The organism is Nocardia sp. NPDC051833 (genome assembly GCF_040681225.1).
Lineage (GTDB): Bacteria > Actinomycetota > Actinomycetes > Mycobacteriales > Mycobacteriaceae > Nocardia.
This window is the reverse complement of sequence record NZ_JBFAYK010000003.1, coordinates 328,266-345,392: the sequence shown is the minus strand read 5'-3', so window position 1 is coordinate 345,392 and position 17,127 is coordinate 328,266. Positions and strand designations below refer to the sequence as shown.

General features: G+C 68.5%; 17 protein-coding genes. 5 read left to right on the top strand and 12 right to left on the bottom strand.

The genetic code is table 11. The features are described from left to right. Positions 1–16 precede the first annotated feature (16 nt). Entirely contained in the window at positions 17–655 is a 639-nt protein-coding gene (locus AB0L91_RS26240; RefSeq protein ID WP_365014427.1) for a TetR/AcrR family transcriptional regulator, read from the top strand. Positions 656–705: 50 nt separating this feature from the next. On the opposite strand, the gene AB0L91_RS26235 is transcribed toward AB0L91_RS26240, so the two are convergent. Together AB0L91_RS26235 and AB0L91_RS26230 are read right to left on the bottom strand one after the other, a co-directional pair. Beyond that, entirely contained in the window at positions 706–1,641 is a 936-nt protein-coding gene (locus tag AB0L91_RS26235; protein ID WP_365014425.1) for an ABC transporter substrate-binding protein, read from the bottom strand. A gap of 142 nt (positions 1,642–1,783) precedes the next feature. Continuing rightward, positions 1,784–2,029: a hypothetical protein gene (locus tag AB0L91_RS26230; protein WP_365014423.1), complete on the bottom strand. Its 246-nt coding sequence runs from the start codon at positions 2,027–2,029 to the stop codon at positions 1,784–1,786. A 170-nt stretch (positions 2,030–2,199) separates the two neighbouring features. On the opposite strand from AB0L91_RS26230, the gene AB0L91_RS26225 reads away from it, so the two are divergent. Continuing rightward, positions 2,200–2,568: a VOC family protein gene (locus AB0L91_RS26225; RefSeq protein ID WP_365014421.1), complete on the top strand. Its 369-nt coding sequence runs from the start codon at positions 2,200–2,202 to the stop codon at positions 2,566–2,568. Between the two features lie 22 nt (positions 2,569–2,590). On the opposite strand, the gene AB0L91_RS26220 is transcribed toward AB0L91_RS26225, so the two are convergent. After that, positions 2,591–4,051, bottom strand: coding sequence for a serine/threonine-protein kinase (locus AB0L91_RS26220; protein ID WP_365014418.1), 1,461 nt, complete (start codon positions 4,049–4,051; stop codon positions 2,591–2,593). Between the two features lie 307 nt (positions 4,052–4,358). Here AB0L91_RS26220 and AB0L91_RS26215 point away from each other — a divergent pair, with 307 nt between their 5' ends. Both AB0L91_RS26215 and AB0L91_RS26210 read left to right on the top strand, forming a co-directional pair. After that, the gene (locus AB0L91_RS26215; protein WP_365014416.1) at positions 4,359–5,732 is read left to right on the top strand and encodes a cutinase family protein; all 1,374 of its coding nucleotides are present in this window, start codon (positions 4,359–4,361) and stop codon (positions 5,730–5,732) included. Between the two features lie 49 nt (positions 5,733–5,781). After that, positions 5,782–6,180, top strand: a complete 399-nt coding sequence (locus AB0L91_RS26210) for an HNH endonuclease signature motif containing protein (protein WP_365014413.1) — start codon at positions 5,782–5,784, stop codon at positions 6,178–6,180. On the opposite strand, the gene AB0L91_RS26205 is transcribed toward AB0L91_RS26210, so the two are convergent. The 4 genes from AB0L91_RS26205 to AB0L91_RS26190 form a co-directional block, all read right to left on the bottom strand. Beyond that, positions 6,153–8,222, bottom strand: a complete 2,070-nt coding sequence (locus tag AB0L91_RS26205; RefSeq protein WP_365014411.1) for an AAA family ATPase — start codon at positions 8,220–8,222, stop codon at positions 6,153–6,155. The two genes, AB0L91_RS26210 and AB0L91_RS26205, sit on opposite strands and share 28 nt — an antisense overlap. 55 nt (positions 8,223–8,277) lie before the next feature. Beyond that, entirely contained in the window at positions 8,278–9,648 is a 1,371-nt protein-coding gene (locus tag AB0L91_RS26200) for a 2-polyprenyl-6-methoxyphenol hydroxylase-like oxidoreductase (RefSeq protein ID WP_365014409.1), read from the bottom strand. A gap of 119 nt (positions 9,649–9,767) precedes the next feature. Further along, positions 9,768–10,634, bottom strand: coding sequence for an alpha/beta hydrolase (locus AB0L91_RS26195; RefSeq protein WP_365014406.1), 867 nt, complete (start codon positions 10,632–10,634; stop codon positions 9,768–9,770). Positions 10,635–10,751: 117 nt separating this feature from the next. Beyond that, positions 10,752–11,507, bottom strand: a complete 756-nt coding sequence (locus AB0L91_RS26190) for a tyrosine-protein phosphatase (protein WP_365014404.1) — start codon at positions 11,505–11,507, stop codon at positions 10,752–10,754. A 309-nt stretch (positions 11,508–11,816) separates the two neighbouring features. Here AB0L91_RS26190 and AB0L91_RS26185 point away from each other — a divergent pair, with 309 nt between their 5' ends. After that, complete coding sequence (locus AB0L91_RS26185) at positions 11,817–12,101, top strand: hypothetical protein (protein WP_365014401.1); 285 nt, start codon at positions 11,817–11,819, stop codon at positions 12,099–12,101. A 67-nt stretch (positions 12,102–12,168) separates the two neighbouring features. Here AB0L91_RS26185 and AB0L91_RS26180 read toward each other — a convergent pair whose 3' ends face one another. The 5 genes from AB0L91_RS26180 to AB0L91_RS26160 all read right to left on the bottom strand — a co-directional run bounded on the left by AB0L91_RS26180 (position 12,169) and on the right by AB0L91_RS26160 (position 17,097). Then, positions 12,169–12,810, bottom strand: a complete 642-nt coding sequence (locus AB0L91_RS26180) for an HAD-IA family hydrolase (RefSeq protein ID WP_365014398.1) — start codon at positions 12,808–12,810, stop codon at positions 12,169–12,171. Then, positions 12,807–13,625 carry an SDR family oxidoreductase gene (locus AB0L91_RS26175; protein ID WP_365014395.1) on the bottom strand — a complete coding sequence of 273 codons (819 nt, stop codon included), beginning with the start codon at positions 13,623–13,625 and terminating at the stop codon, positions 12,807–12,809. The genes AB0L91_RS26180 and AB0L91_RS26175 overlap by 4 nt, the downstream gene beginning before the upstream one ends. Before the next feature lie 136 nt (positions 13,626–13,761). Beyond that, on the bottom strand, positions 13,762–15,120 hold the full coding sequence (locus AB0L91_RS26170) for an NAD(P)/FAD-dependent oxidoreductase (RefSeq protein WP_365014392.1): 1,359 nt from the start codon (positions 15,118–15,120) through the stop codon (positions 13,762–13,764). Positions 15,121–15,165: 45 nt separating this feature from the next. After that, entirely contained in the window at positions 15,166–15,861 is a 696-nt protein-coding gene (locus tag AB0L91_RS26165; RefSeq protein WP_365014391.1) for a transporter, read from the bottom strand. Between the two features lie 255 nt (positions 15,862–16,116). After that, positions 16,117–17,097, bottom strand: a complete 981-nt coding sequence (locus tag AB0L91_RS26160; protein ID WP_365014388.1) for a nitronate monooxygenase — start codon at positions 17,095–17,097, stop codon at positions 16,117–16,119. Between the last annotated feature and the right edge of the window lie 30 nt (positions 17,098–17,127).

The window sequence follows — 17,127 nt, the reverse complement described above, 5'->3', positions numbered from 1 at the left end:
TGGTTCAAGGAGATCCGTGACAGGGAAGCGGCGATACTCGACGGCGCTGCGCACCCAGCAGACGGCGCTCACCCGCGCCCGCGTCCTGGAGTCCGCCCGCACGCTGTTCCTCGAGCACGGCTACCTCGGCACCACCATCACCGGGATCTCCCAGGCCGCGCAGGTCAGCGTGCAGACGATCTACAACACCGTCGGCACCAAGCCGGCGGTGTTCAAGGCCGTGTACGACACGATGCTGGCCGGTGACGACGACCCGATCCCGATGATCGATCGACCCCAGTTCCAAGCGATGCTCGCGGCCGAGACCGCCACCGAGTGCCTCGCGCACTACACCGCCATCGCCCGCACCATCGCCCACCGCGTACTCCCCCTGGTGTCGATGGCCCTGGCCCAGTCCGCGACCGGCGACCCCGACCTCCGCGATTTCACCGACACCACCGAGAACGAACGCAATTTCGGCGCCACCAACCTCGCGAACCACCTGCACCGCCGATTCGGCCTGCGCCCCGGCCTCTCCCCCGCCGACGCCGCGGACACCCTCTGGGCCCTCACCGCCCCTGAACTCGCCGACCGCCTGGTCAACCGCCGCGGCTGGAGCTGGGACAAATACCAGAACTGGCTCTACACCGCGACCACCGAATCCCTCCTCGCCTAGCCACCGACGGGGTCTACGCGCGCCGACAAATCGGGCTGAGCCTCGAGCTGTCAGAGCACTTTTCGCGAGTCCCGGATCGTGGCCGCCAGCCGTTCCAGCAGTGGCGCGGTCGCGGCGTGGGAGAATCGGAAGATCGGCGACCAGGGCGCGACCTGGCCAGCCGTCACCGCGGGGAGGCTCCGCCACACCGGCCGGTCGGCAAGGGCGGTCGGCTGTAGTCCGCTGGATCGGTCGTCGAGCAGGATCAGGTCCGCCGGATACCGGTCGGCCGTCTCCCAGCTCAGCGATCGGAAGTAGCCGCCGGCGTCCACCCGGTCGGGGACGACGAAGTCGACGCCGAGTTCGGCGAAATACCGCAGATCAGCCGAGGAACGGGGATCGGAGACGTAGAAGAGCTCCGGCGATGCCGAGGCGGCGAGTACCCGCAACCCGGGACGCGACGCCACCGCGTCCCGCACCGCCTGGGACGCGGCCCCGAAGCGCTGCCCCGCGGCAACCACCGCGGGGGCGGCGGTATCGGCGCCGAGCGCACCGGCCAACGCGCGGTACCGCGCGAGGATCTCGACCAGGCTCCGACCGGAGACCTCCATGGCGACGACATTCGGGTTCGCGGACTCGATCTTGCCCAGGTTGTCGTCGGGCACGTACCACAGACGGCCCGGCACATAGGAATCGGTGACGAGCAGGTCCGGCTCCAGGGTCGCGTACTTCTCGATGTCGAACTCGCCCCACGCGTCACCGACGACGGTCACCGAGGCCGCATCGAGGTCGCCGAGGAGATCCGGCGCGTGCGCTTCGCCGAAGATCCCCACGATGCGCTCGCGCACCCCGTAGTCGGCCAGCGCGCCCGCCGAACCGGTGAACGCGACCACCCGGCGTGGCATCCCACCGGTTCGGACAGTGCCGCCGCGACCATCGGGAAACTCCCAGCTCCCCGCTCCGTCCTGCGCGTCGTCGGTGCCGCATGCCGCCAGGCCCGCACTCACACCGACCAACCCCGCCACCGCGAACAATCGCCGACGGCTGAGCGCACGGTCGTGTCGTTTCTCGTTCGCGATGACGATCCTCCTCCGCACGTGCCTACTGGTTCGCTGCCACTAGACCATACGAAGTAAGGCAAGGCAAACCTCACTCTCGCCAGCGCAGGCGAGCAGCCGCGGCCAGGATCGGAGTGCTCACGGCGGCGGCCGCGGCGCCGAGCCCGGTGTCGGTGTCCAGGATCCACCGGACGGTCGTCATAGCCGAGGTCAGCACCTCGCTGCCGCGCTGACGCATGTCGACCTCGAAACGCGCCACGACGTCGGTGAGGGCCCTCGATGCCGAGCGCTGCCGGCTCACCCTCGGCGCCCGATCCTGGGTCGGCGTCGCGGGCATCCTCGCCACCTTCGATAGCGAACTCACCGAGCTACGCCCGCCGGAGCTCGTCCACACATTCCATCGGCTCGCACGCCGATGGGCACCGTCGGCCACACCGGATCCGTCTCCCCATGACGGTCCCGGCGCCCCGGCCGAAGGTGTCGGCACCCTGGTCTAGGGTCTGCACCGTGTCCGACACCATCGCCTTCGGTGGCGTAACCATCGACAGCAACAACCCCGCCGAGCTCGCCGAGTTCTGGACCGCGGCCCTCGGCTACACGGTCCTGGCGGACGCCGGGGACTTCATCATGATCGCCCCGCCGGGAGTGGGTTTCGGGGAGGGCCGCTACCTCGCGTTCCAACTGGTCCCGGAACCGAAATCGGCCAAGAACCGGATGCACATCGACTTCCAGACGACCACTCGGCAGAGCGAAATCGACCGGTTGACGGCGCTCGGCGCGACCGTCCTCGGCGAACACGCACTCCCCGGCTTCGGATGGACCGTCCTGCACGACCCACAGGGCAACGAGTTCTGCGTCGTCTCACCGACCACCTGACCGTTCGGCCGGAACCCGCCGATCAGAATTCGTCGTCGCTCTCGCCGTCTCGCCAACTGCCCGCAACAGGACGCTCGGGAATGTTCTCCGGCCGGACCAACCGGCCGAGCGCGGCGTCGGCGAACCATCCGATCCAGCGATCTCTGAACTCGCCGAGGTCGTGGAGGTCGACCTCGGTGAACGGCCAGGCGACCAGCGGACTGTCGACGTCGGGACGGAGCGCCAGAATCGAGGTGTCATCGACGGAGCGGGCATAGGGATCGACCCAAGGCTGGTTCTGCCGCGTTCCACGCCAATCATCCGCGAATGCCGTTTCGTACCAAGCAAATTCGCCAGCGTGTTTGGCATCGCAGTACCACAGGCTGTGACTGCGCCCCTGCCAGATCCTGCCGGGATCGTAGGAGAACACAGCGATCACAGCGGTCGCGATCACCTCGAACGGCAACCCCGGCCGCCGAGACACCGAATCCGCGCCCTGGTAGAAGTGCATCTCCAACGTGGCGGGCGGGCTTTTCATCGACAACCGCAGATGCAGCGCGTCTTCGGCCCGTTTTCTGACCGTGCCGCTGGTTTCGGCCTCCACGGTCTCCGCGATCGTCGCGAAGATCGCCGACAATTGCTCCACTGCCACGCTCTCGCGCTCGGCGCGCAGCGCTGTCACCTGTTCCGCCGCGTTGCGCTCGGCGGTTTCCTCGGCGGACCGAGTGACGTGAGCGAGGTCGGCGGCGTGGAGCTTGCGCAGTGCCGTCGACGGTTCGATGGTCGCTGTCGCCAGCCGCTCGAGGATCTTCCGTGGCGTAGGTCGCGCGGCAGGCCGCTTGTCCAGCATGGACAACACCAGAGTCGCGAGTTTCGGGACCGACACCGTCGCCAAGGGTGCGGGCGGTGTCGTCAGGTGCTGGTCACGAAGTTCCTCCCGGCTCCGCCCGGTGAAGGGGCAAGCCCCGGTCAGCAGCTCGTACGCCATCACGCCGGTGGAGTAGACGTCGCTGTGGCTGTGCAGGTGCTCGTTCCGCCACCACTCCGGTGGTGCGTAGTGCAGTGTCGCGGTGCCCTTGTGCGTGACGGTCGCGGTCGCCGCCTCCGCGTACCGCGCGATACCGAAGTCGCTCAGGTGCCACGTTTCACCGAGCAGCAGCACATTGTCCGGCTTGATATCCCGGTGTACGACGGCGCGACCCAGATCATCGAGCGCGGTCACGACGTCGCGCAGGATCTTGATCACTTCGTCTTCGGGCAAGGCGCCCCGGTCGGACAACACCGTGCGCAGGCTGGTCTGTGCCAACGGCATCAGCAGCAGATAGCTCGCGGGTGCGTTGTCCTCACCGACCTCTTCGATCCGGATGACGTTGCGGACATCCGCCAGTTCCGTAGCAAGGGACTCCCGGTCGGCTCCGGGCCGCTTCGGTACCACCTTGAGCGCCGCGCGACGCGCCCCGTTGTCGACTTCGTAGACGGCACCGAACCCGCCCTGGCCGATCATCCGAACGACCGTCCAGTCCGTCGCCCCCAGTGTGAAAATCCTGCCCGCCAACTGTCATCAGCCCCTCAGGCCAGAATGATCGCGCCTTTGCGACCACACCTGCCGGAAATTCTACGGTCCCGGGCCCGTCCGCAGCGAGCGAGACACCCACGAATCCCGCCGCCTCGGCGCCGAATCTGAAATGAAAATGTGTCTGAAAGTGCCGATGGAACCGGCGTCGAGTGGCGAGAATTGGTCACGACGGTTCGGTGGGATTCAGCATAGCCGCGCTGTCGCGACTCCCCTTCGGCAACAGAGGAATTGGACGATGAACAGGCTGTCGAGATCCGCCGCGACGACGTTGGTTGCCGCCGTCGTCGCCGCCGGAACCGCGTCGGTCGGCGTCGCGCGGGCGGAAGCGCCCGGCGCGCAGACCTGCACCCCGTACACCGCGATCTTCGGGCCGGGGACCTGGGAGACCACCCCGGGCGCCGATCCCGACGTGCCCGTCGGCATGCTCCGCCCCGTCGGCGACGGCCTGCGACGGCAGTTCGGCGACGACATCACCGTGCTCTACGCCCCTTATGCGGCAAGCGCTTTCGACCAGGGCCTGACCTACGCGGAGTCCCTGGGCACGCTGGAATCCCGCTTGCGCCAGATGCTGCGTGGCCTGTGCGGGTCGACGCGGGTCGTCCTCGCGGGCTACAGCCAGGGCGCGGATGGCATCGGCGATCTCGCCACCGAGATCGGCAACGGCGACGGCCCCATCGATGCCGATCGCGTCGTCGGTGTCGGACTACTGGCCGATCCGCATCGCGATCCGGATACCACACTCTCCCTGGGTGATCCGCAGCCCGGCTACGGCATCGCCGGAAGCCGGGACCGGGATTTCGGTGCGCTGACCGATCGGGTCCGCACCCTGTGCGCCGACGGCGACCTGTACTGCTCCCTCGATGTCGCCACCTCCCCGTTCCTCGCTGTCGTCGGCCGGGTCCTCAGCGGTGATCCCACGCCCATCGCGAATTACCTGCCCGCCACGGCCGATCCCCGCAGCCTGATCGCTCAGGCCGTCACCATGGGCGCGGGCTGGACCGCCACCGCGGCGAACCTGCCGACCATTCTCGACGACCTCACCCGCCTCCCGGAACTGCTCGCGGCCGGTGACATCCGCGGCGCGCACGACACCGCGCAGGCCCTGAATGTCGCCCTGGCCCCGCTGGTCCAGGCCGCCGCGGGGGTGGACCGAACATTGGTCGCCCAGGTCATCCGCGCGGCCGCGGCCGTCGACCCGTCCGGTCGGACCGCGGGGGTCAGCGTCATCGCCGACGCCCTCCTGCACATCGATTTCCTGAGCATCGCCGACAGCGTCGGTCAGATCCAGGAAATCCTGTGGCGTGCGGTCGAATCCCTCGACCGCAACGACCCCATCGCGGCCGCGGTCGACCTGGCGACAGTGGCCGCCACCGGCGCCGACCTCACCGGCGCCGTGCTCGGCCCCGTCGCCGCGGGCATCCGCGCCGACCTCCGCTCGACCACCCGCACCCTGTTCAGCATCACCGACCCCGCCACCGTCGACGAGCTCGTCCAGCTGGGCCGTCAAGGCGTGGACATGGCCAACTTCTACGCCTCCGAAGCCCACGTCGACTACGGCGACGACGCCCAGATCCTCCTGAGCTACCTGAGCTCCCAGGTCGGTTCCTAGCCGCGCGGCCTCCGACCGGTCGGCGCCCGCGCCGCGTACGCTCACCCTCGTGCCCACTGGCGGTAGCAGACAGGTTCGTGCCGCGCGCAAGCGCAAGAAGCGGATGGCGCGCGTCACCCATGACCTCACCGACGCGCAGTGGGACGCGCTCCAGACGTCGTGGGGCGGCTGCGCGTACTGCGGCTCCCCCGCCGCCGCGCTGCAGAAGGACTGCGTGCAGGCCATCTCGCGCGGCGGCCGCTACACCCTCGGCAATGTCGTCCCCGCCTGCGGGTCGTGCAATTCCAGCAAGTGCAATGCCGAGGTGACCGGCTGGCTACGGCGCAAGAAGCTCGACGAACGCTCGTTCCTCCTGCGCCACTACGAAATCGCGGCAGACCTCACCACCCGGTTCGCGGAGAATCCGCCGGAGGACATCGATCAGCGCTCGGGTGACTCGGTTCCGTAGAGCTCGATCTCCCACATCTTCTCGATCACCCGCTGCACCGCCCGGGTGAGGTGACGGCGGTAGGTGGAGAACGGCAACCCGAGTACCTCGGCGGCGCGTTCCTGCGTGGGTGCCGGTCGCAGATAGGTGCGGTCGAGCGCCCGGTAGAGCTTCTCGCCACGGGTCTCCTCGCGTAGCGATTCGACGATCGTGGTGAGCAGTTCCCGGAGCGTGCCGCCCGTGGCCGAGCCCGGCCGTCCTCGCACGACCTTGGAGCGCAGCAACGGGTTTCGCTCGAGTCGCCCGCCGCGAGCGAGCTCGCGCAACGCCGACCGGACCGCGTCGGCGAACTCGGGCTGGGACAGCACGAGTTCGGGTACCGGTGGCGCGGGTCGGGCGAGATCCGTGCCGACGACCCGGTCATTGGTCGAGTCGAGCCATTCGGCGATGCCCCCGCGCCGCCAATCGTGGGCGTAGACCGCGTAGCGCTGTCCACCGATCTCGTATCCGGCCTCGCTCGCACGATGGAAATCGATGTGGCGCATGAACGGCTCCCATGCGTCGGAATCCGCGAATGCGCCGATGAATTCCCAGGTCAGATCCTGTTGCGACAGCCAGTTTTTGGTCGATCGAGCGGTGACCACATTGATCGTCGGTGACGGGAGCTGGTTCATTTCCCCATCGACGAGGAACCGGCCCGCGAACACCGGCTCGCCCGGTCGGGGTCGGCCGTAGCGGGTCGCGTAGTCCCACATCGCGCGGGTGCCCGGGTCGGCGGCCAGGTCCGCCTCGGTCGCCTCGTGCAGGGCAAGCCGGCAGAAGAAGCCGATCGGCTCGGCGCCCGAACCCTGGACGACAACGAAGTGCTCGGGCTGGCGGGCGAGCCAGAAGTCCACCAGCTCGGCCTGTTCGGGCCCCTGGTGTCGTTTCGTCATCGCCAGGATCGACTCGCGATGCGCCGGGCGGTATCGATCGGGGAAGGCCCGGCCGAAGCTCGACCAATCCCAATATCCGGAGATCGTCGGGTTGTGCCGATGCAGGAACACCAGGTCCGCGACGGGCCATCGACCGTGTTCGGCAGTGGTGTCGAGCACCTCGAGGAGGTGCCCGCGCACCCGGCGATGCACCTCGAGATAGGACTCCGGATCGCGCCAGCGCAGATCCGCGTCGAGGACGTCGCGAGCGATGTCGTGCGGAGCGAGCCCGAGCGGTCCGCGCTCGATGATCGCGAGCTCACACAACCATCCGAATTCCTCCGCGCAGTCTGGTTCGTCGAGCGCGGCCCGCAGCAGCGCCTCGGTGGTGAACCGGACGTGGGCGCACACCTCGAGCGCCGCCCGATGACGTCTGCTCGGCACGGATTCGACGAACCGCGCGAGCAGCGCCCGCACCGCGTCCGGCGCGTCGACCAGCGTGGCGGGCAGCTCGCCCGCGGTCTGGGCCAGCAGATCGACGAGGAGCGACAGGGCCAGCGGATGGCCGTGGGTCAGGGCCAGCATCCGGTCGTGCTTGTCCTCGGGGACCTGCGCGACGCGAAGGTAGGTACGGGCGTCATCGGGTGCCAGGTTGCGCAGCGAGACCACGCGCAGCAGTTCCCGCCAGCCGGGGTCGTTCGACCACTCCCGGGCGGGCGGATGCCGACCGGCGATCACGACCAGGACGTCGGTCGCCAAGCCGGGCAGGAAGGTCTCCCGGAGCCAATCCTCCAACGGCGCAAGGCGTTCGAAGCCGTCGACGACCAACACCGAGATCGGCTGGTCCCCGCGCTCCGCGAGCTCGGACACGGCCGCGTCGAACGCCGCGGGCGACGGCTCGATGCTGCGTCCGTCGACCCGCACCGTGCCGCGTCCGGCGTGCGCGGCCGCCTCCAGCAGTTCGGCGAGCAGGGTCGTCTTGCCGACACCGCCCGGCCCGTGGACGAACAGCACCGAGAAGGGCGGCTCGTCCGCGTCGAGCGCCGCCAGGAACAGCTCGATCTCGCCGACGCGGCCGACGAACCGGCGCCGGCGGGCCAGCCGGAGCCGGTCGGCGACGGTTCTCGGCTGTGCTGAGGCGCTACTCACCGGCCATGTGTATCAGCTCCGTATCCGCGCTGTTCGTCTTTGCCGACACCGGTGCTCAGCGGACCGGAACTCGCTGTGCCGACACGCCCTCGACCCGCTCCGGTCGAGCCGTCCCGCGCAGTACCCGCGCGATGATCCCGGGTCGCAGCAGCCGCGCCGGATGGTCGAGCAACGCCGAGACCAGCAGGAACTGCGTGGCCACCACCGGATCGTGTCTACCGACGTCGAGCAGGTGGCGGACGTAGCGGTTGACCAGCCGGATCGGAAGTGGCCGCGGACCTTCGACCAGCGGCTGCGTCAGATCCGCGCCGACGGCCAGCCGCCACGCGACACCCACCGGCTCGGCGGCGGCGCGGAAGAAGCGTCGTTCCAGATCGTCACCACTGTCACGCAGACAATCGCGCAGCGCGACGGCCTGCAGCGCGGCGACCGACATCCCCTGGGCGTAGATGGGATTGAAGCCACACAGCGCGTCCCCGAGCACGATCAATCCCCGCGGGAATCTACGCACCCGGTCATAGCGGCGCCGACGGTTGGCGTCATAGCGGTAGGTCACCACCTCCGACAGGGGCTCCGCGTGACGCAGCGCGTCGACTACCCGCGGCGGGGCGAATCCCGCGACGCCGTCGACCATCTCCGCGAAACTCGTGCTCGGGTGGTGGCCGCGGTAACCCGTCGCGGTGAACAGCCAGGTGTCATCCTCGGTCGCGAACAACGCCATCCCTCTCGGCCGGTCCGGCGCCGGACCGATCAGGACCAGCTTCTCCGGCTCGGTGCCGGGCCGCAATCGCACGGACACGCTGGAGTAGCCCATGTGAACCGACACCGACTCCTCGGCAGGCATCTCGTAGCCGAGTCCGCGCAGCCACGTCGGGGTCCGCGTCCCACGGCCCATCGCGTCCACGACGAGATCGGCGGCCAAGACCTCCTCCGCGCTCCCCGCCGCCCGAGCCATGATCCGGACACCGAGCACCCGCCTGCGGGTTTCGTCCGAGACCAGACCGACCACGTCGTTGCCATCGGCGAACCTCACGCGCGGCAGCGCCCGAACACGGTCGCGCACAGCCCCTTCAAGACGCGGCCTGGTCGGTAGGTAGGTCAGTACACGCGGCTGCACCTCGGACGAGAGCCGGTTGCCCCCGACCGAGAAATAGAACTCCGTGTAGTCCTCGACCACCTTGGTGCCACCCGAGACCAGCTCTGCGAGCACACCGGGAAACAACACCTCCAGCGCCGCGGACCCACTCGGCAGCAACGCGTGCACATGCTTGCCCTGCGGTACTCCCCGGCGCGGCTCGTCTCCCGTGCCGAGCCGATCCCGTTCCACCACCGTCACGCGGTCGTAGGAATCGGCCAGCACTCGTGCCGCGAGCAACCCCGCCATGCTCGCGCCGAGCACCACCGCATGTTCACCTCTGCGAACCATCGCGCACCTCCTGAGTTTCGGCGATGGCGCGAGCCTGCGACACAGGATTGTTCGGTTACCAGTTCACTTCACTGCTCATCTGGCCCTCGATGCGAGTCATCGGCCCGCGCGTGCCGGATCTACTGCGCGCCGAGCAGGAAGGCGACCAATGCCGCGCCGACCTCGTCGGGAGCTTCCACCTGCGGGTAGTGCCCCACGGCCGGTGGCGTGTCGAGGACGGTGAACTCCGCGCCCGGCACGCGGTCGCGCAGACGAGCCAGGACGTGGGCACCGCTGATCGGGTCCGCGGGGCCCCAGATGAACTGGCACGGGCCGGGATAGGTTTCGAGGGCGTCCTGCCAGCGCCGCGCGTGGATCCGGCGTTCGTCGATGTAGCGCAGCAGCCGATGCTGGACCAGCTTGCCGTCGTCGAGGGTGATCGTGGCCCACATCGCCGACAGTTCCTCGTCACCGACCGCGCGGCCCATGATCTGGCCCATGACCGCGCGGAAGCTGCGTTCGCTGCCGAGTCTGCCCAGTAGCGGGCCCAAGCGGCCGTGCAGCAGTCGCTGCATCAGCACGGGACGGTGCAGGTCGGGATAGAGACCGCCGTTGAGCCAGGTCATGGCCACGATCCGGTCGGCGTCTCGGGCCAGCAGTTCCTGGGCAACGCTCACCCCGTAGTCGTGGGCGACCAGTGCGGTCCGGTCGATGTCGAGCCGACGCCACAGCTCCTCGGTGATATCGGCCTGTTCGGTGAGGCGATAGTCGTATCCGCGGGGTTTGGCACTGGCGCCCAGACCGAGGAAGTCGAAGGTCGTCACGCGATATCCCGCCTCGACCAGACGCGGCACGATCCCCGCCCAGTCGTAGGACGAGGTCGGAAAGCCGTGCATCAGGGTCACCGGCGGCCCGTCCGCGGGACCGTCCTGGCGGTGGAAGATGGTGTGCCCCAGCACCGTCGACCTCGTTCCGCCTGCCAGCCACTCGTCCAGCGCCCGCGCCATCGCACTGTTCCTTCCACGCACCGGATCGGGAACACCCGACTCGTCTCCGGCCCGAAACCTACCCCGGCGCCCGCGGCGACAACCCACGACCGGCCGCACCGCCACGGATATTCCAGGTCAGCGGCTTCCCGCGTCCTCGAGGAGGATCGTCGCGAGCTGACGCTGAGCCGAGTCGTCGAGACCGGCTCTCGCGGCCCAGGCGTGGGCGCCGCCGTGTTCGGTGGTGAGGTGGGACAGGAATCGCCGCATGGTGCCGGCGTCGGCGGCGAAGATCCAGTCGGGCAGCGGCGCGGTGGAGTCGCGGCGGGCGCGCAGAGCGGGGACATTCGGTGCCGTGGCGGCGTAGTCGGCGACGATGTCGTCGGCGCGAACGTCGAGCAGGGCGAGCAAGACGGCCACCACGACACCGGTCCGGTCTTTGCCCGCGGCGCAATGGATCAGCGCGGGCAGGTGGGCGGGCGTCGTCAGCAGGTCGAGCGCGGCGACGATGTTGTGCGCACTGTGCTCGAGGTATTCGAGGTACCGGCCGAACATGGTGTCGCCGGGGGCGACCTCGGTGAGGTCGAGGCGAGTGCGGCTCGCACCGTAGACGTGGGCGTTGTGGTACCGCGCGACGACGTCGGCCAGCGCGCCGCGCCCGTCCGTCCCGATCTCGTCGGCGCCGCGCAGATCGATCACGGTGCGCAAGGCACAGTCGTCCACCAGGAACGCCCGGTCGTCGGGCCCCAGCTCGGTCACCAGATCCGAGCGCAGCACCAGGCGGGGCCGCACCCGGCGGCCGTCCTCGGTCCGCAGTCCACCCAGATCGCGGGCGTTGACCGCGCACCGCAGCGGCAATTCCCGCTCGAACACCGTGTTCTCACCAATTCTCATCGCAACTCCCCATCACACCGCCGGCACACTCGCGATCGAAAGCTACTCGATCTCGATCACGCCGCTCGACCACTCAACCGTGCACCACCCGACCGTTTCCGCAGGTCGAGCGACTTCTGCCGCTTACTCGATGACGAAAAGCAATGAATTCATCGCAATTTCTGATGCCGAGCCTGCCGTTCTCGGTGCCCACCGAGAGCGCGCGCAGGCAGTCAGCCGCCTCGACTCACGAAAGGTCGAATTACATTGCGGTAGTTCGGATATCGTCACTCGGGGTGGGCGATGCGGAACGGCTGATCGGGGAACAGCATGGCAAGGCCGGCGAACGACCATGAGTCCGAGCGGTTTCTCGCGGCAGCCGCCGGGGTGATCGCGAACTATCCGGCAGGCAAGGTGTTCATCGGCGCCGATGTTCTCCGGGACATGGAAGCCGACGGCCTACCGGTGACCGCCGAACGTCGGCGTCTCGGCCCACTGATGCTGAGCCTCCGTCGCTCCGGGGTCGTGGAGCGGCTGGGCACAGAGGCGACGCCTGCGCGATCCCACGGAGGAGTGACCACGGTGTGGCGGCGCACAGGCGTGTCCTCCGGCTGAAGGATGAGTGACATCACGCGGGCCGCACCGGGTGGTCCGCCCGCGCGGACAAGCGGATCAGCGATTGTCAGTCCGCGAGTGCTGCGGTGAATCCGAACTGTTCGGCCAGCAGGCGAGCGGTGGTGGCGCCGTCGACGTGCAGGACGCCGGCGATGCCGAGGCGGGCCGCGCCGTCGAGGTTCTGCTGGAGGTCGTCGACCATGACGCAGTGCTGCGGCGAAGTCCCGAGACGCTCGCACGCGATCGCGTAGATGCGCCGCGACGGCTTCCGGACGCCGACTTCGGAGGAGACGACCACCACGTCCGCCAGCGCGTCGAGATCGAAGCCCTGATAGGGGTCGCGCCCGAACGCGTTGGATACCAGCGCCACCGGCACGCCTGCGTTCCTGAGCCGGCTGAGCAGGGCGACAGTCTCGTCATCGCGGCCGAGGGCGGCGAGGACACGGCGGGAAATCCCGTCCGAGTCCAGCCGCGCCCCGTGCGAGCGTAAGCGGGCGGCGAAACCCGCGTCGAATTCCGCGGCACCTATCAGGCCCGACTCATGGTCGACGAACAGCCGTCGCGCCGTGTCGTCCCGTGTCAGCACAGTCAGGGGCAGATCCGGATCACCGATCGAGGCGCCGAACTGCCGGAAAGCCTCCGACATGCTGGTCGTCAGCACGCCGCCGAAATCGATCAGAACCGCCGTCCGCTCCGTGTCCGCACTCACCGCTGCCCCTCGGTGGCGAGCAGCGAGGATTGGAAGCGGCGCATTCCGCGCAACCAGCGGTCGTAGTCGGAACCCTTGCGGCGGTACATCTCCAGTACGTCCGGATGGGGCAGGACAAGGAACTGTTCGGTGGCGATCGCCGCCAGGACCGCGGTGGCCACCTGCTCGGGTTCGAGCACCGTGCCCGCCGTGGTCACCGCCCGGGTCGCGGTGGCGACCTGCGGCTCCGCTTCCCGGCCGTGCAGGAGCGTGGTGTTAACGCCCATCGGGCACACGCAGCTCACGCGAATTCCCCTGTCGCCGTAAGTCACGCTGAGCCATTCGGCGAATCCGACCGCGGCGTGCTTGCTCACCGAGTAGGTCGCCGAGCCGATCTGGGTGAGCAGGCCGGCGGCCGACGCGGTGCTGACGAAATAGCCCGCACCGCGCTCGAGCCACCCCGGCACCAGTACCTGCGCGGCCCGGACGTGCGCGCGCAGATTGACCTCCAGCGCCCTGTCCCACTCGGCGTCGTCACCGAGGCCGGACGCTTCGAGGATGCCCGCGTTCGCGAAATACAGATCCACCGGCCCGAAGCAGCTCTCCGCCAGCGCGACCAGGCCCTCGATCGCGGCACGATCGGTCGCGTCGGCGCCGATACCCACGGTCGCGCCCGGGTGCGCGAGATTGATCCGTTCCGAGGTCGCCAGTGCCGTCGCCTCGTGCAGATCCGACACCACGACCCGCGCACCGGCAGCGGCCAGCGCCGCCGCCGTCGCGGCCCCGATGCCCGCCCCACCACCGGTGACGACGGCCACCTTCCCAGCAATATTCATCGGCGCTTCTCCTCCGCGGATCCGCCCGGTCGACACCGGAGCCAGCGCCACCTGAATGAGTGAGCGCTTGCTTAGCTTGCGTCAACGAGGTCGCGCTGTCAATCACCGACCACCGCGGCAAGCGCCGCTCGCCCGCCTATCGTGAGCGGCCCAGACTGGTCAGTACCGCCTGCGCCGAACGCTCACCGGAGGCGGCCGCGTCGGCGAGCGACGGCACGTCGAGCTGATAGTCGCCGGCGAGATAGATGTGGCCGAGCGGGTCGCGCAAGGTCGGGAGCGTCTTGCGCCGACCGGGCGCCCAGAAGGGGACGACCCGGCGGTGCCGCCGCAGGATGCCCTCCCCCAGTTTCCCGTCCAGCTCGGGCAGCAGGGTGAGCAGGTCGTTCCGGAAGCGCGACACGATCTCCGCATCGGGCAGGTCCAGCAATGCGTCGGCCTTGCCACCGCCCGCGAAACAGGCCAGGGCGCCGCCCGGTTTGCGATCGCTGCCGTTGCGCAGCGCCGCGGCGTGATTGAACATCGCCTGGAACGACAGCTGCGGCGAGGAGATGCCGAAGAACTTGTCCCACGACTGCGGCCCGACCTCGTCGGTGAAGAAGCCGACCACCACATAGCGACCGTAGGTGATGTCGTTGAACGCGTTCCGATACTGCTGCGGGAGGTCCGGAATGATCCGCTCGGTGATATCGGCGGGCGCGGTGACGATGGCCCGCGCGGCGCGCAATCGCCGGGGGCGGTCGCCGTCGAGATAGTCGACCACCACGCCGTCGCCGTCGCGGCGCACCGATCGCACCACCGAGTTCAGCCGGATGCGGTCGCCGAGGTCCTCGGTCAGCACATCGGTGAGCGTCTGGTTGCCGCCGGCGGGCAGCGAGAAGTTCGGCACCTTCTCCGGGTCGGTCAGCGCGATGCCGACCGAGTAGACGAACTGCGCGGCGGCCGTCTCGTCGAGGTCGCAGCCCATCCACTGCGCCGACCACGAGCGGACGATGGTGGCGGCCAGTTCCGAGCGGACGCCCTTCAGCAGGTAGGACGCCAGCTTGGTCTCCAGCCGGGCGCGCACCCGCTGACCGAAGCGGCCCTGCGAGCCGAGGAACGGCGCGGCCGCGAGGATGCGCGTCCCCACCACGGCCAGGCCGATCCGGTCCATCATGGACATGCGCGTGCGGAACATCAGGGCGAAGGGATTCGAGGTGTCGACCGTCGAGCCGTTCAGGTGCAGCGCGACGCTCTTGCCCGCGAGCGAGCCCATCTCGATGCCGTGCCGGTCGAGCGCCTCGATCAGCGTGCCGGTGCCCTCGGTGAACTGGGTACCGACATTGATCCAGTAGTCGCCCTGCCGAACGGTTTCGACGCGTCCACCCGTGCGATCGGTGGACTCGAGCACCACCACCTCGGCCTGCGACGCCAGGGTGGTCGCCGCGGTCAACCCCGCCATTCCGGCGCCGATGACGACGACCTCGGTGGTTTCTTCCTGCACATCGTGCGTTGCCATCTCGGCTCCTGACTGTATTGATCGTTCGAAAGAGGGTCCGGTGGCTTACGCGACAACCGGGGCGCCATCGGTCATCACGGGAGCGTCGGCGCGCTTGTTGTGGGCGTCGAATGCCCGGTACGCGCGGTAATACGCGAACATCTGCAGGCCCCAGGTGGACAGCGCGAAAATGTAGAAGATCGTGTGCTCGGCATCGTCGCCCGGAATTCGCACGAAGTCGTAGGTCGCCGCGATGACGAATCCGCACGCAGTGGCGACGGCCGCCGAGACAGCGTGCCCGCGTTCACCGATGTCCCACAGGCGCTTGCTGAAATAGACCAGGAAAATCGACGTGACGACGTTGGCCGCGACCAGGTAGACCTTGCCCGGCAGGCCGATCTCGTCATGGAAGGCGACCAGCAGCAGACCGGCCACGCCCGCCAGCGCGAACGCCCCGATATCCACCGCCACCGACGGCTTGTACCGATGGGTGACCTGCATCAGGCCCAGAACCAGAATCAGCGTGATACCGACCGAACGGGAGAAGGCGTCCAAAAAGGCCGCGGCGGTATACATCGGGCTGTCGTGGCCGGCTTTGAGCAGACCGTACAGCAGGAAATTCGTGCCCGATGTCGCGACGATGATCCACTCGATACCGAGCAGATAGTTCCGGTAGTTCCGGATGAACTTGATGCCGTAGGTGAAACCGACGGCGATCATCCAGATGTCCGCGGCCGCGAAAAGCAGTTCCTTGATGGACATGATCTTTCTCCTTGATGGTGACGCCCGCCGACCAGCGGCAATTGGGTCGTTTGTCAGCGCTGCCGAGCTATGGCGAATGGCAGTCATTCCGCTTCGGCAATCCGAGGCATCAGGCCGCCGAGCGGGCTACCACCCGGCGCGAGGCCGAATGTGATGCCAGTCATAACCCTACCGATAGTGGGTCATATGATCAAGCCATTTGACCCACTTATTCGGGCCGGCCGATCATGCGTGGATTCGGCGGGCAGGGGCAGATCAGCCCCCGAGCTGTCCCGGCAGAGTGCGGACGATGATCTTCCGCGCGTCGGCGAGGATCGCGTCGACCACGTCGGCGCAGCTGCCGATGTCATGGATCAGGCCCTGGGCTTGGCTGGCCCACCACATGCCGCCCTCGACATCGCCTTCGCCGTAGACCTGTTCACGGGCGCGGGCGCCACTGGCCAGATGCGCGATGTCGTCGAAGGTCGCACCGGGCTCGCGGGACACCGCGGCGATCTCCTCCGAGACCGTGTTGCGGGCGACCCGGGCGGAGTTGTGGAACTCGCGGAACACGATCACGGTGTCGCGTTCGGAGTTGTCGACGATCTGCTGCTTGACGTTGTGATGGATGGGCGCCTCGGTGGTCGCCATGAACCGGGTGCCCATGTTGACCGCGGACGCGCCGAGCGCGAGAGCGGCGACAAGGCCTGCGCCGGTGGCGATTCCGCCGCTGGCGATGATCGGAATCGACAACGCCCGCGCGGCGGCGGGGATCAGCACGAGCCCGGGGACATCGTCCTCACCGGGGTGCCCCGCGCATTCGAATCCGTCGATGCTGACCGCGTCTACACCGAGCTGTTCGGCCTTGAGCGCGTGCCGGACCGTGACCGCCTTGTGGATGACCTTCACGCCGGCGGCTTTGAAGGTGGGCAGATGCGGTTGCGGGTTGCCGCCCGCGGTCTCGACGATGGTGATGCCGCTCTCGACGATGGCGTCGCGGTATTCGTCGTAGGGCACGGGCTTGATGGTGGGCAGGATCGTGAGGTTCACCCCGAACGGCTTGTCGGTGAGATCGCGGCACCGGCCGATCTCCTTGACCAGCGCCTCGGGAGTGGGCTGGGTGAGGGCGGTGAGGAATCCGAGGGCCCCGGCATTTGCCACAGCCCCGATCAGATCCGCCGTGCCGACAGCGGTCATCCCGCCGCAGACGATGGGGTGCTCGATGCCGAAAGTCTTGGTGAAGGTGTTGGTGAACATGTGAGTCCTGAGTAGGTGTCGTTACGTCCA